The sequence below is a fragment of the Sphingomonas parva (ex Maeng et al. 2020) genome (assembly GCF_004564275.1).
Taxonomy (GTDB): Bacteria; Pseudomonadota; Alphaproteobacteria; order Sphingomonadales; family Sphingomonadaceae; genus Allosphingosinicella; species Allosphingosinicella parva.
Genome location: NZ_SPDV01000042.1, coordinates 1 through 17,107, shown reverse-complemented (window position 1 = coordinate 17,107; position 17,107 = coordinate 1). Strand labels below are relative to the sequence as shown.

The 17,107-nt window shown below is 70.3% G+C and carries 17 protein-coding genes; 10 read left to right on the top strand and 7 right to left on the bottom strand.

Annotated elements, in window-relative coordinates:
* Nucleotides 1-37: 37 nt before the first annotated feature.
* Complete coding sequence (locus E2493_RS17330; RefSeq protein WP_135089391.1) at nucleotides 38-466, bottom strand: OsmC family protein; 429 nt, start codon at nucleotides 464-466, stop codon at nucleotides 38-40.
* A gap of 28 nt (nucleotides 467-494) precedes the next feature.
* Nucleotides 495-1,679, bottom strand: a complete 1,185-nt coding sequence (locus E2493_RS17325; RefSeq protein ID WP_135089388.1) for a glycerate kinase type-2 family protein — start codon at nucleotides 1,677-1,679, stop codon at nucleotides 495-497.
* Between the two features lie 63 nt (nucleotides 1,680-1,742).
* On the opposite strand from E2493_RS17325, the gene E2493_RS17320 reads away from it, so the two are divergent.
* The 4 genes from E2493_RS17320 (at nucleotide 1,743) to E2493_RS17305 (ending at nucleotide 4,211) form a co-directional block, all read left to right on the top strand.
* Nucleotides 1,743-2,420: a TIGR02117 family protein gene (locus E2493_RS17320; protein WP_167737604.1), complete on the top strand. Its 678-nt coding sequence runs from the start codon at nucleotides 1,743-1,745 to the stop codon at nucleotides 2,418-2,420.
* Between the two features lie 85 nt (nucleotides 2,421-2,505).
* Complete coding sequence (locus tag E2493_RS17315; protein ID WP_135089382.1) at nucleotides 2,506-3,096, top strand: urate hydroxylase PuuD; 591 nt, start codon at nucleotides 2,506-2,508, stop codon at nucleotides 3,094-3,096.
* Nucleotides 3,097-3,127: 31 nt separating this feature from the next.
* A complete protein-coding gene (locus E2493_RS17310) occupies nucleotides 3,128-3,622 on the top strand; it encodes an eCIS core domain-containing protein (RefSeq protein WP_135089379.1) in 495 nt (164 codons plus the stop codon).
* 55 nt (nucleotides 3,623-3,677) lie between these two features.
* Nucleotides 3,678-4,211 (top strand): GNAT family N-acetyltransferase, encoded by a 534-nt coding sequence (locus E2493_RS17305; RefSeq protein ID WP_135089376.1) that lies wholly within the window; start codon nucleotides 3,678-3,680, stop codon nucleotides 4,209-4,211.
* A gap of 6 nt (nucleotides 4,212-4,217) precedes the next feature.
* On the opposite strand, the gene E2493_RS17300 is transcribed toward E2493_RS17305, so the two are convergent.
* Together E2493_RS17300 and E2493_RS17295 are read right to left on the bottom strand one after the other, a co-directional pair.
* On the bottom strand, nucleotides 4,218-5,354 hold the full coding sequence (locus E2493_RS17300; protein WP_135089373.1) for an aminotransferase class I/II-fold pyridoxal phosphate-dependent enzyme: 1,137 nt from the start codon (nucleotides 5,352-5,354) through the stop codon (nucleotides 4,218-4,220).
* A gap of 49 nt (nucleotides 5,355-5,403) precedes the next feature.
* Nucleotides 5,404-6,504: a glycoside hydrolase family 43 protein gene (locus E2493_RS17295; RefSeq protein ID WP_225421560.1), complete on the bottom strand. Its 1,101-nt coding sequence runs from the start codon at nucleotides 6,502-6,504 to the stop codon at nucleotides 5,404-5,406.
* Between the two features lie 223 nt (nucleotides 6,505-6,727).
* Here E2493_RS17295 and E2493_RS17290 point away from each other — a divergent pair, with 223 nt between their 5' ends.
* The 3 genes from E2493_RS17290 to E2493_RS17280 all read left to right on the top strand — a co-directional run bounded on the left by E2493_RS17290 (nucleotide 6,728) and on the right by E2493_RS17280 (nucleotide 9,237).
* Nucleotides 6,728-7,006: a hypothetical protein gene (locus E2493_RS17290; protein WP_135089367.1), complete on the top strand. Its 279-nt coding sequence runs from the start codon at nucleotides 6,728-6,730 to the stop codon at nucleotides 7,004-7,006.
* Between the two features lie 77 nt (nucleotides 7,007-7,083).
* A complete protein-coding gene (locus tag E2493_RS17285) occupies nucleotides 7,084-7,797 on the top strand; it encodes a hypothetical protein (RefSeq protein WP_135089364.1) in 714 nt (237 codons plus the stop codon).
* A gap of 96 nt (nucleotides 7,798-7,893) precedes the next feature.
* On the top strand, nucleotides 7,894-9,237 hold the full coding sequence (locus E2493_RS17280) for a chymotrypsin family serine protease (RefSeq protein ID WP_191993018.1): 1,344 nt from the start codon (nucleotides 7,894-7,896) through the stop codon (nucleotides 9,235-9,237).
* On the opposite strand, the gene E2493_RS17275 is transcribed toward E2493_RS17280, so the two are convergent.
* Nucleotides 9,218-10,009, bottom strand: a complete 792-nt coding sequence (locus tag E2493_RS17275) for a CDP-alcohol phosphatidyltransferase family protein (protein WP_135089361.1) — start codon at nucleotides 10,007-10,009, stop codon at nucleotides 9,218-9,220. The two genes, E2493_RS17280 and E2493_RS17275, sit on opposite strands and share 20 nt — an antisense overlap.
* A gap of 115 nt (nucleotides 10,010-10,124) precedes the next feature.
* On the opposite strand from E2493_RS17275, the gene E2493_RS17270 reads away from it, so the two are divergent.
* Nucleotides 10,125-11,630, top strand: coding sequence for a phospholipase D-like domain-containing protein (locus E2493_RS17270; protein WP_135089358.1), 1,506 nt, complete (start codon nucleotides 10,125-10,127; stop codon nucleotides 11,628-11,630).
* Nucleotides 11,631-11,694: 64 nt separating this feature from the next.
* Here E2493_RS17270 and E2493_RS17265 read toward each other — a convergent pair whose 3' ends face one another.
* The gene (locus tag E2493_RS17265) at nucleotides 11,695-12,126 is read right to left on the bottom strand and encodes a hypothetical protein (protein WP_135089355.1); all 432 of its coding nucleotides are present in this window, start codon (nucleotides 12,124-12,126) and stop codon (nucleotides 11,695-11,697) included.
* 273 nt (nucleotides 12,127-12,399) lie between these two features.
* On the opposite strand from E2493_RS17265, the gene bla reads away from it, so the two are divergent.
* Together bla and E2493_RS21365 are read left to right on the top strand one after the other, a co-directional pair.
* A complete protein-coding gene (gene bla / locus E2493_RS17260) occupies nucleotides 12,400-13,257 on the top strand; it encodes a subclass B3 metallo-beta-lactamase (protein ID WP_135089351.1) in 858 nt (285 codons plus the stop codon).
* 57 nt (nucleotides 13,258-13,314) lie between these two features.
* On the top strand, nucleotides 13,315-13,485 hold the full coding sequence (locus E2493_RS21365; protein ID WP_167737602.1) for a hypothetical protein: 171 nt from the start codon (nucleotides 13,315-13,317) through the stop codon (nucleotides 13,483-13,485).
* Nucleotides 13,486-13,642: 157 nt separating this feature from the next.
* Here the strand turns inward: E2493_RS21365 and E2493_RS17255 are convergent, their stop codons facing one another.
* Nucleotides 13,643-16,852 (bottom strand): amidohydrolase family protein, encoded by a 3,210-nt coding sequence (locus E2493_RS17255; RefSeq protein ID WP_135089348.1) that lies wholly within the window; start codon nucleotides 16,850-16,852, stop codon nucleotides 13,643-13,645.
* Nucleotides 16,853-17,107: the final 255 nt, after the last annotated feature.

The window sequence follows — 17,107 nt, the reverse complement described above, 5'->3', positions numbered from 1 at the left end:
CATTCCCCACGAGGCTTCGCCTCACAGGGAGGATTAGTCAGCCGTTGAGCGTGTGCTTGAGCGTAATCTCGGCCTTGAGCAGCTTGGAGATCGGGCAGCCGGCCTTGGCGCCTTGGGCGATCTCCTCGAACTTCGCCGGCTCGATGCCGGGGACGTCGGCCTTGAGCGTGAGGTCCGAGCGGGTGACCGCGAAGCCGTCCCCGTCCTTGTCGAGCGTCACCTTGGCGTCGGTCTCGAGCGTCCCGTCGGAATAGCCTTCCTTGGCCAGCGCGAAGGAGAGCGCCATGGTGAAGCAGGCAGCGTGCGCCGCCGCGATCAGCTCTTCCGGATTGGTGCCCGGCGTGTCGCCGAAGCGGGTGCCGAAATCATAGGGCTGGTCGGAGAGCACGCCGGACTGGAGCGAGAGGTGGCCCTTGCCCTCCCGCCCGAAGCCTTCGTAGCGCGCCGATGCTGAACGTGTCGCCATGAGTCTCTCCTTCTGGGGTGAAGGCGCGTCAGCCGCGCCGCCTGAGCAGAATACGCAAATCGTTGACGTTGGTGCCGGTCGGGCCCGGAATAAACAGGTCGCCGAGCGCGGCGAAGAAACCATGGCTGTCGTTCGCCGCGAGCGCGGCTTCTCCCGGCAGGGGCGAACGCGCCGCCGATCCGGCGTCGAAGAACGCGCCGGCGGCGCCGCCGCTGCCGTCGATCCCGTCGCTGTCCGCGGCGAGGCCGCAGATGTCCTGCCGGCCAGCGAGCGCGAGCGCGGCGGCGAGGGCATATTCCTGGTTCGGCCCGCCCGTGCCGTCGCCGCGCACGGTGACGGTGAGCTCGCCGCCGCTGATCAGCGCCGTGCCGGGCGCCGCCGAGAGGATGCGGGCGGCGTGATCGCGCGCCACGTCACGCGCCTCGCCCTCGCATTCGAGCGTCACCGGGTCGTAGCCGAGCGTGCGCGCCTTCGCCGCGGCGGCTTCGAGCGCGGTTCGGCCGCCGGCGACGATGCGATAGGTGCCGTCCACCGCCTTCACGCTTTCGCTCCAGCCCACCTCGGGCGCGGCGATGCCGTGCCGGCCGAGGATCGCGACAGCGTCGGCGATGCTGGTCGGATCGGGCGCAGTCGGGCCGGAGCCGATGTCCTCGGGCCGGTCGCCGACCACGTCCGAGATGGCGAGCGTGACCAGCCGGGCGGGCGCCGCCGCCCGCGCGAGACGGCCGCCCTTGATCCGGGACAGGTGCCGCCGGACGACGTTGACCTCGCCGATCGGCGCGCCCGAGCGGAGCAGGGCGCGGGTCAGCGCCTGCTTCTGCGCCAGCGTGATGCCGGCGCCGGGCGCGCAGGCGAGGGCGGAGGCGCCGCCGCTGAGCAGGACGAGGACGAGATCGTCGGGTCCTGCTTCGGCGGCCAGCGCCAGCAGGCGCTCGGCGGCGGCGACGCTGCGCGCATCGGGCACTGGATGGGCGCCCGCGAGGAACGCGATCCGCCTCAGGCCCGCCTCGTCGCCGGCGCGGCCGACCGCGAGCCCGGTGAGCGGCCCTCGCCATTCGGCCTCGACCAGCCGCGCCATCCCGGCCGCCGCCTTGCCGAGGGCGAGGACGATGGTGCGGCCGCGCGGCGGCTCGGGGAGCTGTCGGGCAAGCGCGCGCTCCGGAAGGCAGGCCGCAACGCCGGCGCGCCAGATCGCTTCGAGCTCGTCCCGCATCGCGCGAGGATGGACCGCCGGCGGCGCTTTCTCAACCGCATTGCTTACGTTACGCTGCGCTCGATGAGACGAGCCCTGAGGATCGCGACGAGGCTGCTGGCGGCGTTGCTCGCCCTTCCTGTCCTCTATTTCCTCGCGGCCCTGCTGCTCGGCGCCGTCCCGGCAAATGCGAACTGGGTCGAGCCGAAGGAAGGCGTCACCATCTTCCTGCGCACCAACGGCGTCCACACCTGGATCGTCGTGCCGAAGGTCACGCCGGAGATGGACTGGCGTCCCTATGCGCCCGGCGCGCACCTCAGGGATCCGCGCTGGGGCGGCGGCGATCACGTCGCGCTCGGTTACGGCAACCGCACCTTCTATCTCGAGACGCCGACCTGGGGCGATCTCACCATGAAGAACGCCTTCCTGGCGATGTTCGGCCAGGGGCGCAGCCTGATCCACGCCGATCACACCCACCGGCCGCAGCCGAACGAGTGGCAGCGGCCGCTGAGGATCACCCACGGCCAATATGCGAAGCTCGCCGCGCACATGGCGAAGAGCTTCCAGCGCGATGCCCAGGGCCGCACGATGCCGGTGCTGGGTCGCGGCTATGGCGACAGCGACATGTTCTACGAGGCCATCGGAGGCTATAACGCCTTCTACACCTGCAATGCCTGGACGGGGGAGGCGCTGCGCGCCGCCGGGATCAAGACCGGGCTGTGGACCCCGCTGTCGCAGAGCATCATGTGGCGGCTCGACTGAGCCGTCCGCGGCGGATCCATCGGAGGCTTACGCTCGCACCGTCGCTGCGTTAGACCGGCGTAACGAAACCAGGAGGGGGCTTTCGATGGCGAAGATACTCGGCAACTTCCACCTCGCGCTGCTGATCGGCATCGTGCTGCTGCTCGCGGCGATGTTCGGCCTGCACGGGGCCCTGCTCGGCGACGGCGGATACGACTGGGCGCAGTTCCTGCGCTTCCTGCACATCTTCGCCGGCGTCCTGTGGATCGGGCTGCTTTATTATTTCAACTTCGTCCAGATCCCGACCATGCCGAAGGTCCCGGCCGAGCTGAAGCCGGCGGTCTCGCGATACATCGCGCCGGCGGCCCTGTTCTGGTTCCGCTGGGCGGCGCTGGCGACCGTGCTTCTCGGCCTCGTCACCGGCGAGCTCAAGCAGGGCGGCTATACCGGGGAAGCGCTGACCCTCCAGGAATCGCACCGCACGATCGGCATCGGCATGTGGCTGGGGCTGATCATGGCGGCGAACGTCTGGTTCGTGATCTGGCCGAACCAGAAACGGGCGCTCGGCATCGTCCCGGCCGAGGATGCCGCCAAGGCCCGCTCGGCGAGCGTGGCGATGATGGCGAGCCGCACAAACCTGATCCTCTCGATCCCGATGCTCTATTGCATGGTGGCCTACGCGCACTTCGGACTCTGATCGCCCGACGGAGGCGCCGCGCGGCCGGGCGATGTACGAGATCCGCCCGCTCACCGCGGGCGAGGTCGCGCTCTGCCGCGGCATCTTCCCGGATCCGCTTCCCTATGAGGCGGTGCGGCTGGTCGACGGGCCGGCGGTCAACGACGTCGCCGAGATCGCCTTCCGCAACGGCAACGGCGCGATCACGCTGCGGCGGACGATCTATTTCGGCCATGATTATTGCCGCGATTTCGCCGCGGCCGATCTGGGAAGGCGGTCCCTTTTTGCGCACGAGATGACCCATGTCTGGCAATGGTCCCGACTCGGCGTGCCGCGCTTCCTCCTGCGCTACGCGCGGGACCTGATCGCTTGCCGCGGCCGCGCCGCGGCCATGTACCGTTACCAGGACGATCCTGCCGACCTGCCGTTCACGCGCTCGCGGCTGGAGGCGCAGGCGGAGATGGTCGGCCATTACCAGGTGCCGGGACACCAGCGACGCGCTCTGATCGAGGCGAAGCTGGCCGGCACCGGCCTCTACGGCCGCTGAGGGAGCGTCGCACGCCCCGCGGGGAGCGGCCGGTGCGATCGCTCGTTCTGATGCGATGCTGCCCGGCGTCCTCATCCCTTCCGATTGGTCGTGCGAGCTCGAGGGACGCTCGGGGATCCGCTTCTTCGTCCGCGCGGCCGAAGCCGCCGACGCCGATGCGCTCGGCGCCTTCTTCGCCAGCCTCACGCTCGAGGACCTGCGCTACCGCTTCCTCACCGGCGTGCGCCACGTCGGGCGCGAGCGGCTGATCGAGATGACGCATGTCGACCACGACCGGACCGAGAATTTCCTCGCCTTCCTCCCCGGCACGGACGTGCTGGTGGCGAGCGCGATGTTCGCCGCCAGCGACGCGCGCGACCGCGCCGAGGTGGCGATCGCCGTCCGCTCGGACCTGAAGCGGCTGGGGATCGGCGCGCGACTGCTGATGCACGTCGCCGATTATGCCGAGGTGCGGCGCGTGCCGATGCTGGAATCGATCTCGTCCGCGGACAATTGGGCGCTGATCGAGCTCGAGTGCAGCCTCGGCTTCACCTGCCGCCCGCTGCCGGACGATCCTTCGCTGGTGCTGCTCCAGCGACGCTTCGTCTGACCGGGATCAGGCGGCGGCCCGGGCCGCGAACCAGGGGGCGAGGCGCGCGATCGCCTCGCGCACCAGATCGGTCGCGACCGCGAAGCTGATCCGGATGAACCTGTGCCCGTCGATCGGGTCGAAATCGATCCCCGGCGCCGTCGCCACCCCCGTCTCCTCGAGCAGGGCCATGCAGAAGCCGTAGCTGTCCTGCGTCAGATGGCCGACGTCGGCGTAGATGTAGAAGGCGCCGTCCGGCGGCGCGATCCTGCGCAGCCCGAGCCCCGGCAGCGCGTCGAGCAGCAGGGCGCGGTTGCGCCGGTAGGTTTCGCGATGGCCCTCGAGTTCGTCGCGGCAGTCCATCGCGATCAGCCCGGCGTGCTGCGAGAGCGACGGCGGCGTCAGGAAGAGATTGCCCATCCGGGCGCGTGCCGCGTCGATCAGGGCGGGCGGCACCACCAGCCAGCCCAGACGCCAGCCGGCCATGCTGAAATATTTCGAGAAGCTGTTGACCACCAGGGCGTCCGGATCGTGCTCGAGGATGGTACGCGCGGGAGCGACGTAGGAGAGGCCGTGATAGATCTCGTCCGAGACGATGCGGATGCCGCGGCGGCGGCAGACCTCCGCGATCGCCGCCAGCTGGTCCGGCGCGATGATCGTCCCGGTCGGATTGGCCGGGCTGGCGAGGATCAGCCCGTCGGGCGCGGGGTCGAGGCGCGCGACCGCCTCGGCGGTGATCTGGAAGCGCTCGGCCTCGCCGCAGGCGATCTCGACCGGCTCGATGTGCAGCGCCTTCAGCGTGTTGCGATAGGCGACATAGCCGGGGCGGGCGAGCGCGACGCGCGCACCCGGCGCGAAGGCGCAGGACAAAGCGAGCACGAAGGCCGGGGAGGCGCCGCAGGTCAGGATCACCTGCTCCGCCTCGACGCTGACGCCGTACCAGGCGCGATAATGATCGGCGATCCGCGCCTTCAGCGCCGGGCTTTCCCAATAGCCCATCGCATCGGCGTCGAGGATGCGGTGCGCCTCGGCGATCGCGGCGGGCGGCGCGCCGGTCGAGGGCTGGCCGAATTCCATGTGGATGATCGAGCGGCCTGCCGCCGCGAGCTGGTGGGCGCGGCGGCTGATCGCAATGGCGTGGAACGGATCGATCTCGGCGGTCATCGCCGCCGCCTACACGCGCCGGACGGGAAAGTCGCGGCCCGCCGTTGGTCTAGCGCACGAACGGATCGATCGTGCGGATCGTGCCGTCGGGCTCGTGGACCAGCGGCGTCACCTTCATGTTCCTGAGGTGGGTGCGGCCCGAGATCTGGGTGTCGTGGTAGAAGAGATACCAGCGGCCGCCGACCTCGACGATCGAATGATGGGTGGTCCAGCCCTGCACCGGGGCGAGCACCCGGCCGCGATAGGTGAAGGGGCCGTAGGGCGATCGGCTGGTGGCGTAGGCGATGAAGTGCGTGTCGCCGGTCGAATAGGTCAGGTAATAGAGGCCGTCGTGCTTGTGGATCCACGCCGCCTCGAAGAAGCGACGATCGTGGTCGCCGGCGAGCAGCGGCTTGCCCGCTTCGTCGACGATCGCCAGCGGTCGCGGCGTCTCGGCGAATTCCAGCATGTCGTCGCGCAGGCGCGCGATGCGCGGGGTGAGGGCCGGCGCGTCGTTGCGGCCGAGATCGGTGTTCGATCCGTTCGGATCGAAGCGGCCGCTGGCCCAGCGCTGCAGCTGCCCGCCCCAGATGCCGCCGAACACCATGTAGCTGGCGCCGTCCCCGTCGGTGAACACCGCCGGATCGATGCTGTAGGCGCCCTCGATCGGCTTGGGCTCGGCCTTGAACGGGCCTTCCGGCCGATCGGAGGTGGCGACGCCGATCCGGAACACGCCTTCCCTGTCCTTGGCGGGGAAGTAGAGGAAGTAGCGGCCGTTCTTGCGGGCGGCGTCGGGCGCCCACATCTGCTTCTCGGCCCAGGGCACGTCGCGGACGTCGAGCGCGACCGGATGCACAGTCGGCTTGCCCCCGATCCGGTCGAACGAGACGACGCGATAGTCGCGCATCTCGAAATGCGAGCCGAGATCGTCCTCCGGTGTGGTCCCGTCGACGTCGTGCGAGCCGTAGACGTAGATGCGCCCGTCGAAGACATGGGCGGAGGGGTCGGCGATGTAGATGTCCTGGAGCAGCGGCTGGCCGAGATAGCGCAGCCCCTCGGCCGAGCGCGGCTTGGCGGGCGAGCCGCCCGTCTCCGTCGCGGCGCAGCCCGCCAGCGCGATCGCCGCGGCGGCGACGGCCGTCGCGGTTCGTCCGAAGCCAGTCCAGATCATCACCATCCTCCTCCTGTTCGCGCTCTCGCGGCGCGGGTTCCGCGTTACCGGCGCGTGCCGCGCCTGCCAATCCGTTCCGCAGAGGCGGCTCCGAGGGGCCGGAAGGAAAAGCGGCGGAACCGTCCCGGATCAGGGCAGCCCGAATCACCCCATGGACCCGGAGCCGATATGATGGCGTTCTCTCCTCCAAGAACCACCCACGGGTGCGAGAAGGACTCGAGAGATGACCAATTCCACCGCCCTTCGCGACCGCGCCGCCCAGTGCCGGCAGCTCGCCAGCGACTATCATCCCGACGTCGCCAAGCCGCTGATCCAGAAAGCCGAGATGCTCGAGCGCGAGGCGGCGCGGATCGAGCGCAGCGGCGTCGAGCGCCGCCGCGAGGAGGTGCGCTGGAGCGCCCAGCGCCGGCCGCGCACCTTCGGCCGCAGCCGCACCCGCCATCCGGTGATCGAGCGCCAGGCCGGCATCCTCTTCCCCTTGTGGGAACCGCCCCGGATCTGACCCCGGGTTGACCCCTTGGTCGGCGCGCCTAGGATCGCCGCAACGGCTGGAGGGGCCCGGCCGAAAGGGGAATTCACATGATCAGGGTGATTACGATCGGCTGCATCCTGGCTGCCACCGCGAGCGCGGCGGCGGCCGAGGACCTTTCCGCGCGGGAAACCCGCAAGCTGGTCGACAAATATGCGCGCTGCATCGTCGCCGCCCGTCCGATCAAGGCGGCCGAGGCGCTCGTTGCTAACGTCGACACCCAGACGATGGTTCGCGACTATACCAGGCTGATCGACCCGGCGTGCCTGCTCCATACGAGGAGCTCCGTCGTCTCTGCCCGGTTTCCGGGCGATTCCTATCGCTACGCGCTCGCCGATGCGCTGGTTCGCCGGGAGCTCGCCGCACTGCCGGCGCCGGAGCTTGCGAACGTCGCCCCGCTCACCTATCGGCCATTGCCGGAGCCGCCCCGACCGCTTCCCGAGGGCGCCGGCTGGAAGGCGAAGAAGGAGCAGGAGGAGGCGCAAGACCGCTATCTCGATGCCGCCGCCTATGATTTCGCCGCCCGCTACGGCGAGTGCGTCGTCCGCGCTGATCCGGTCGGGACGAAGGCCGTCCTGCTGAGCGAGCCCGCCTCCGCCGAGGAGACCACGCGCTTCGCCGCGATCGTCGGCGCGCTCCAGACATGCGTGGCGCCGGGTCGGACCCAGGCGTTCACCAGGATCGTGCTGCGCGGCGCGATGGCGGTCGCTTATTATCGTCTCGCCCATGCGGCGGGGCGTGTCGGCGGCGAGGCGGCGGACTGAGCCCGGTCATCCTGGTGTAAGCTGACCGGCGCTATAGCGCTGCCGAGGCCGGTCGCGATCGTCGCGCCGGCGGGTGGAGAGCGCGGGGTCACGTCTTTGCAGCTTCATGTCCGGGCCGCGCTCGCGGCCGTGTTCCTGGCCGCGGCCTTTCCTGCCGCCGCACAGACGGCGGGTGCGGCGCCCGGCGGCGCCGCCCAGGCCGGCCCTGCGCCGGTCAGCGCCGCCCCGGCGCCGCCCGCCCCTGCCCAGCCGCCGGTGGTGCAGAGCGCCGACGAGGCGCTCGCCCAGGACGCCGCCGAATATGCGAGACTCGAGGGCGTCGGGCTGGACGAGGCGATGCGCCGCCTTCGCGCCCAGGAGGAAAGCGTCGCCGAGACCGACCGGATCCAGCTTCTCTACCAGGACCGGCTGGCCGGAATCGCGATCGAGCATCATCCCGATTATCGCATCGTCGTCCTGCTCACCGGCAGAAAGAAGGTGAAGGACCGCGAAATCGTCGCCGGCGGCATGCGGGTGCCGATCGTCTTCCGCACCGGGGCCAGGGCGAGCCGCGCCGAGATCCTCGCCGCGCTCGAGGCGCATGCCGAGGAGATCCGCGCATCGCTGCCCAGATCGATGGGCATGGGCGTCGACCCGCGCCGCGGCGAGTTCGTCCTCAACGTGCGGGCGAGCGATGCCGACCGGATCGGCGTCGAGCTGATCCAGCAGCGGCTCGAGGAGACCCTCAAGGTGCCGGCGCGCGTGCGGGTCGTCGAGCGCGAAGGCAACGCCAGCATCGAGGGCGGCGCCCGGGTCGAGGGGGTCGAGCCCTCGAGCGGCCGGCGCAATTTCTGCACCACCGGCTTCGTCGTCACCGACGGCGTGAGGACCGGCATCGTCACCGCCGCCCATTGCCCGGACACGTTGACCTATCGGGACGCGGCCGGCGCCGACATTCCGCTCGAGTTCGGCGGGCAATGGGGCTGGAGCTTTCGCGATGTCCAGCTGCACGTCAGCGAGGCGGCGCAGAGCCCGTCGTTCTACGCCGACAGCAAGAAGACGGCGGTGCGCACCCTGACCGGCGCGCGCGGGCGGGCGAGCACGAGGGCGGGAGACGTGGTCTGCCATCGCGGCGAACGCAGCGGCTACAGCTGCGCCGAGGTCGAGCTGGTCGATTACGCGCCGCCCGGCGCCTTGTGCGGCGGGCCGTGCGCCCCGTCCTGGGTGACCGTCGCCGGCCCCACCTGCGGCGGCGGCGACAGCGGCGGCCCGGTGTTCCGCGGCACCACCGCTTTCGGCATCGTCAAGGGCGCGAGCTACGACAAGAGCGGGCGCTGCAATTTCTATTATTACATGTCGACCGACTATCTGCCCGACGGCTGGTCCCTGCTCACCGCCAACGGCCCGGTCAGCACCGCCCGCGCCGAGGAGCTGGCGGTACTCAACGCGGCCGGCTCGTAAGCCGGTCCCCCGGAGCGGCCTCCCGAGGCCCGCGGACACTGCGCACCACGCCGAGTAGGAGCAGGATCGCGGCGGTGGCGACCGAGACGGTCAGGCAGACGCTGCGCGCGGTGGACGGCGGCCCCAGCCAGAGCAGCGAGACGGTCGACACCGCCCAGACGGTGGTGATCAACGGCAGCCATTTGCCGTAATCGCGTACCCGGAAGGGATGGACGAAATGCACCGGCGCGAAGGTGAGGGCGACGAGCAGGGCGACCACGAACAGGCCGGTGAGCGGCGTGCCGTCGATCACGAAGAGGTAGAAGGCGACGATGTTCCACAGCGCGGGAAAGCCGCGGAAGTAATTGTCGTCGGTCTTCATGTCGCGCCGGGCGAACAGATAGAGCGAGGAGAACTGGATCGCCGCGGCGAGCCAGGGGGCGTGGTCCGCCGGCACCAGGCCGGCGCGCCAGATGAAGATCGTCGGCACGAACACATAGGTCAGATAGTCGACCACCAGGTCGAGCGTGTCGCCGTCGATCCGCGCGGCGCGCTCCCTGGTCCGCGCCCAGCGCGCGAAGGTGCCGTCGATCCCGTCGACGACCACCGCGACGAACAGCCAGAACAGCGCCCAGTGCCAGCGCGCGCGATCGACCTCGATCAGCGCCAGCAGCGCGAGCACCGCGCCGCTCGCCGTGAACAGATGGACGAGCCAGGCGAACACCGCCGGCGGTCCTTCGCCCCCGGCAACGGTGGCGGGCTGGCGGGTGGCGGTGCGATCCTCGCTGTCCATTGCGCCTCCAAAACGGTCCCGGGCGAACGTTGCATGTGAGTGAGGGTTCCGGGAGGGGGAGGCGCGTTGCCGTTTCGGCGGCGAAACCGAAACGCCCCGGCGGCGTTCTCCGGCCATGTTGAAAGCGTACGCGCGGGACCTCGCCGCTCCCGTTCCAGAGCCGGGCCGAAACTGCTGGAGGATCGAGGAAGCCGGTCGCGCGGCCCTGATCGTCGACGCGGCCGATTATTTCAGCCTCGCGCGCAAGGCGATGCTGCGGGCGCAATCGCAGATCCTGCTGATCGGCTGGGATTTCGACACGCGCATCGTGCTCGATCCGGACGCGGGCGAGGGCGCCCCGCAGGAGCTCGGCCCGCTGATCTCGTGGATCGCCAAGCATCGCAAGGACGTGTGCATCCACATCCTGCGCTGGAACTGGGGCGCGGTGAAGCTGCTCGGCCGCGGCAGCACCTTGTTCCGCCTCGCCCGCTGGGCGGCGAGCAAGCGGATCGCCTTCAAGCTCGACGCGGCGCATCCGGTCGGCGCGAGCCATCACCAGAAGATCATCGTCGTCGACGACAATCTCGCCTTTTGCGGCGGGATCGACATGACCGCGACGCGCTGGGACACGCGGCGCCATCTCGACGGCGACCGCCGCCGCAAGCGGCCGACGACCGGGCGGCTCTACCGTCCCTGGCACGATGCGACGATGGCGGTGGACGGCGCCGCCGCCCGGGCGATCGGCGATCTCGCGCGGGAGCGCTGGGAGATCGCCGGCGGGGAGCGGCTGCCGGTCCCTGAAGTGTCGAGCGATCCGTGGCCGGAGGAGCTGGAGGCGGACTTCACCGACGTGGAGGTGGCGGTCGCCCGCACCCGCGCCGAGCACGAGGATTTCGAGTCGATCCGCGAGATCGAGGCGCTCTACGTCGACATGATCGCGAGCGCCCGGCGCTTCGTCTATGCCGAGAACCAGTTCTTCGCCTCGCGGGTGATCGCCAACGCGATCGCCGAGCGGCTGCGCGAGCCCGACGGGCCCGAGTTCGTCATCGTCAATCCGGACAAGGCGGAGGGCTGGATCGAGGAAGAAGCGATGGGGCCCGCCCGCAGCGAGCTGATGCGCCGCCTGGCCGAGGCCGACGTCCACGGCCGCTTCCGCATCTATTCTCCGGTGACGCGCGACGGCGCGCCGATCTACGTCCATTCGAAGATCACGATCGTCGACGATCAGATCCTCCGCGTCGGCTCGGCCAACATCAACAACCGCTCGATGGGCCTCGACACCGAATGCGATCTCGCGCTCGACGCGCGCAGCCCCGGCAACCGCGGCGCCGAGGAACGGATCGCCGCGCGGCGCTGCGACCTCCTCGCCGAGCATCTCGACGTCCGCGCGGGCGACGTCGCCGCGGCGTTCGCGGAGACCGGGTCTCTGGTCGCGACGGTGGAGCGGCTGCGGGGGAGCGGCCGCACCCTCGTTCCGGTCGAGCCGGGCGAGCCGAGCGAGCTCGAGATCGCCATCGCCAGGAAGGAATTGCTCGATCCCGAGAGCGCCGGCGAGGAGGGCGAGCCAGAGGCGCGGCCCGGGCTGCTGCGCGGCCTTGGCCGGCGGCTGAGGCGCCGCCGGCGGACGCGTCAGAACTCCTGAGAGAAGAGCCGCCCCCGCGTGACACGGAGGCGGCTCTCGTCAGCCACTTTGGCCTCGGTCGCGCTCAGGCGCAGACGTCGGGGCCGCCCGGGGCGAGGGTGAGCGGGACGGCGGCGTTGGTCGAGGTCGCCTTCTGCACGTCGCGCAGGTTCCAATTGCCCTTGAAGGTGCTGCCGTCGGCGAGCGCCGAGGCCGCCTTGGCCTTGACCGGCTTCACCTTGGCCGCGGCGAGGGTCTCGCCCGCCTGGAAGCGGCCGGTGAGGATGTCGCCGCCGTTGCAGGTGACGCGCAGCAGGCCGAGGTCCTTCTCGCCGTCGCCGTCGCTGTCCGCGTCGAGCCGGACGTCGATCAGCCGCTCCTCGCCCTGATTGGCATAAGCGCCGAGCGCGGTGATGTTGACCGTGCGCATCACCTTCGCCGCCGCCGCACCGTGGCCGAGCGTCGGGACCAGGTCGTTCTGGGCGACCGCCGCCGAGGCGCCGGCGAGCAAGACCATGGAAAACAAAGCAGACTTGAGCAAAATATCTCTCCTCGAATCGCGCGCGACAATGCCTTCGCCGGCGTTCCGACGCAACGCCGGGATCGCCCGGCCGTGCGGCGGCCGGGCCGGCCCGGCGGATCGCGTGGGGTCGGCGGGCGCCTCGGCTGAGATAATCTCATGGCTGATGCGAAGGAAGATCCTTTGCACTCGTGGGGCCGGCTCCGCCATCAGGGCGCGGAAAGGGGAGGGGCACCGCCTGCTCCCATCGTCTGGAGAGGGAGCCTCATGATGCGATACCTTGTTCTGGCCTTGTCCGCGGCGCTGCTCGCGATCCCGGCCGCCGGCGCCGCGCAGGACAGCGCGCAGCGGCGGGAATGGAACCGCCCCGCCGCGCCGTTCCGGATCGCCGACAATCTCTATTACGTCGGCACCCAAGGCCTCGCCGCCTATCTGATCACCGATCCGGCCGGCCATGTGCTGATCGACGGCGGCCTGCCGGAGAGCGCGCCGCTGATCGCCGGCAATATCCGCAGCCTCGGCTTCCGCCTCGCGGACGTGAAGTACCTGCTGATCAATCACGCCCATGCCGATCACAGCGGCGGCCTTGCCGAGCTCAAGCGGCGCAGCGGCGCCCGGCTCGTCGCCAGCGCCGGGGACAAAGCGGACCTGGAGAGCGGCCGCGTCGCCGGCCGCCCGGAGATCTTCGCGGGGCCGCCGGTACGGGTCGACCGCGTCGTCGGGGACGGCGAAATGCTGCGGCTCGGCGGGACGGCGCTCACCGCCAACCTGACGCCGGGCCACACCCGCGGCTGCACCAGCTGGTCGCTCCAAACGAAGAGCGGCACGATCCTGTTCGCCTGCAGCCTCACCGTCGCCGGGCAGAATCTGCTCGACGATCCGACCTACCCGGACGCGGCGGCCGACTTCCGCCGGACATTCGCGCGGCTGAAGGCGATGCGCGCCGACATGTTCCTGAACTTCCACCCGGAGTTCTTCGATCTCGACGGCAAAAGGGCGCGCCAGCGCGCCGGCGAGGCGAGCGCCTTCATCGACCCCGGCGAGCTCCAGCGGCAGGTCGCCCGCGCCGAGGCCGCGTTCGAGGCGGAGCTCGCCCGCCAGCAGGCGGCGGCGAAACCGCGCCATTAACGCGATGGAGACTCCCTGCCGCTATGAACGGCGGACCTTTTGCGGGGGAGTCTCGAGATGAGCGACGGCACCAAGGTGACGAGAGGCGAGGATCGCCGCGGCGGCGACCGCCGCGGCCGCGAGCGGCGCCAGGCCGCGCACGGCGCGGACGTTCAGGACCGCCGGACCAGCGACCGCCGCACCGCGGCGCGGCGTACCGACGAGCGGCGGGCGGCGGCGGCGGAGTAACGACTAATCCTCCCTGTGAGGCGAAGCCTCATGGGGAGGGGGACCACCCGAAGGGTGGTGGAGGGGCCGGGTGCCCTTCGTCGATCTTCCCGGCCCCTCCACCGCGTTTCACGCGGTCCCCCTCCCCATCGCCTGCGGCGACAGGGAGGATTCTAGCTCAGCGCGCCGTCCCGCCCCTGCGCTCCCAATAATAGGGTGCGCGGCGGCGGGTGCCGGTGACTTCCTCGTCGAGCGTGGCGGCGTCGTAGAGCCGGCCGTTCAGCATCACCTTCGAGACCTTCTCGGTGTTGCGGATGTCCGCGGTCGGATCGGCGTCGAGGATGACGAGATCGGCGAGCTTGCCGGGCTCGAGCGAGCCGATGTCGCTGAAGCCCAGCGCCCGCGCCGGGGTGCGGGTCGCGGCGCGCAAGGCCTCGATCGAGCTCATCCCGCCGCGGGCGAACGACCACATCTCCCAGTGGAGCGCGATGCCCTGCTGCTGGCCGTGGCCGCCGGTCGAGACCGGCACGCCGCGGTCGGAGATCTTCTTGGCGGTGCGGGCGCTGACCTGGTCGACATAATCCTCGGCCGGCGCCTTCACGACCCGGACCATCTCCGGGTTGAGGACATGGGCCGGGACGTAGCGGGTGAGCAAAGGATGCTTCCACACCTCGCTCTCCTGGCTCCAGTACGGCTCGCCGCCGGGGCCGCCATAGGTGACGCCGAGCGTCGGCGTGTAGCCGACCTTGGTCGCGCCGAAAAAGCTCAGCACGTCCTCGTACAATTCGGCCTGCGGGAAATTGTGCTCGAGCGTCGTGTTGCCGTCCTGGATCAGGGTGATGTCCTGGCTGAACAGCGACGCGCCCTCGGCGACCACCGCCATGTTCTCGCGCGCGGCGGCGGCGACGACCTGCTGGCGCTGGTCGCGGCGCGGCTGGTTGTAGTTCTTGATGCTGTGCGCGCCCTGCGCCTTGAGGCGGCGGACGTGGGCGAGCGCATCGTCGACGCTGTCGATCACCGCGTAATAATTGGGGTTGCGGGCGCCGTAGACGATCTCGCCGGTCGAGAAGGTGCGCGGCGCGACGATGATCCCGGCGCGCTGCATCTCGGCGGCGGGGAAGATCTCGCTCGACGTCGCGGACGGATCGTGGACGGTGGTGACGCCGAAGGCGAGGTGGCCGTGGGCGTCCCAATTCTGCTGCGGCACGAGCTCGTCCTCGCCCTGCGCGCCATGGGCATGGGCGTCGATGAAGCCGGGGACGATCGTCTTGCCGGCGACGTCGACCGTCTTCGCACCGGCGGGAATGGTCACTTCGCCGCGGCGGCCGACCGCCTTGATCCGATTGTCCTCGACCAGCACGACCGCGTCGTCGATGACGCCGCCCTGGTCGTCCGCCATGGTGACGACCTTGGCGCCGGTGAGCGCGACCAGGCCCTCGGGCCGGTCGGCGCGGACCGGCATGGCGAGCGAGAGGCCGCTCTTCGGCGGCGTGTAGGCAGTGCCGGTGCGCAGCACCGAGGCAGTGTCGACGCTGTAGAGCGTCGGCCCGAGGCTCCAGGCGAGGGTGGCGCCGTCCCGCGCCCAGTGAATGAACTGGCCGCCGTCGTTGCTGGCGTGGACGATCGGCAGCTGGCTCGCCTTGGCGCTCACTTCGAGCGTCTTGGCGCCGGCGAAGAAGGGCATGACGTAGACGCCGTAATTCTCGCGGAAGGCGAGCGTGTCGCCGGTCGGCGAGACCTCGTAGCCGACGATCATCTCGCCCTGGGCGTGGACCCTCTGGTCCTTGCCGTTCCAGTCGACGCTGACCAATTTCACCTTGTTGTCGCCCGAGGTCTCGAGGAAGATTCGGTCGCCGGTCGCGCCGAAATGCGGGTTGGAGCCGCTGGTCGCGAGGCGCACCGCCTCGCCGCCATTGGCCGAGACCCGGAACACGCCCGGATTTTCCGACCAGGCGTCGGAGGTCAGGTAGCCGCCGCCGCCGCGCTCGAAGACGATCGTCTGGCCGTCGGGCGAGAAGCGCGGCCGGCGGTAATGGCCGGGACTGTTGGTGACCGTCTTCATCCCCGAGCCGTCTGCGGCTACGGTGCGGATTTCGCCGAGGCGCTGGTCGTTCCAGCTGACGAAGACGAGCCGTTTCCCGTCGCGGGACCAGCTCGGGAAGAGCTGGAAGTCGGAATCGTCGGCGGTCAGCCGGCGCGGGGCGCCGCCCGCGGTGTCCTTCGTCCACAGCCGGCCGAGGCTCTCGAACACGACCTGCCGCCCGTCGGGCGAGAGCTTGGCCCAGCGCGGCATCTTCGTCGAGAAAGAGTCGCTGTACGCCGCCACGACCGGCCGCGGCGGATCGATCACCGCGCGCGTGTCGCTGACCTGGAACGGGATCTCGGCGAGGCCGCTGCCGTCGGCGTTGATCCGCCGGATCTTGCCGCCCGCCCAGAAGACGATCGAGCGGCTGTCCGGCGTCCAGTCCATGTTCGGATAGACGCCGGTCACCGCCCAGGTCTCCTGCATGTCCTGGTCGAGCGCGTCGTAGAGCTTGCGCTCCTCGCCCGAGCGCAGGTCCTTGAGGTAGAGCTTCGACTTCGACCGCTCGCGGCGGACGAAGGCGAGGTACCGCCCGTCCGGCGACGGCGTCGGCCGCACCGATCCGCCCGGGCCCGAGGCGACGACGCTGCGCTCGCCGGTCTTCAGCTCGTATTTCTCGATGTCGAACAATTGGCCGTTCGAATCCTGGGCATATTGGAAGATCGGGCCCGAGGTGGTGTCGCGGCTGAAGTAGATCGTCTCGCCGTTGGGGCTGAAGGTCGGCTCGCCGAGCTCCTTCTGGTGCTGCGGGTTCGGCCGCTCGACCAAAGCGACGCCGTTGCCGCCGGCGACGTGGTAGAGCCAGATCTCGCCGGTGCCGAGCGAGCGGCCGGTGGTGAAATGCTTGCGCGCCGCGACATATTTCCCGTCGGGGCTCCAGCTCGGGTTGTTGAGCAGGGTGAAGCTCTCCCTGGTGAGCTGCCTTTTGTTCGAGCCGTCGCGGTTCATGATCCAGATGTTGTCGCCGCCGCTGCGGTCGGAGGTGAAGGCGATCTGGCGGCCGTCGGGCGAGAAGCGCGGCTGCACCTCATAGGGCATGCCCTCGGCGATGCGGGTGGCGCGGCCGCCGGCGATCGGCAAGGTGTAGATGTCGCCGAGCAGGTCGAAGGCGACGGTGCGGCCGTCGGGGCTGACGTCGATATTCATCCACGTGCCCTCGTCGACGTCGATCGCCACGTTGCGCGTCTTCACCGGCGGCGCGGCGACGTCCCATGTCTTCGGCTCGGCCTTGGGCGCCTTTCCGTTTTGGGCGAGGGCGGTCGAGGACAGGAGGAGAAAGGCGGCCGCGGCGATGCGCTTCTTCATGGAGACTCCGGCAGAGACGAGCCGCGCGAAGGACACGCGCGGCGGGATGCGGTGTGGGTGCCCGATCGCGGGTGGGGCGGCAAGAGGCTGGGCGGGCGCCAGCGCCGGGGCGGAGCGACTGCGCAAGAGCGGGCAAGGGGGCTGCAATCCTCCCTGTCGCCGAAGGCGATGGGGAGGGGGACCGCGCGGAGCGCGGTGGAGGGGCCGGGAAGGACGACCAGCTCCGGCCCCTCCACCAGGCTTCGCCTGGTCCCC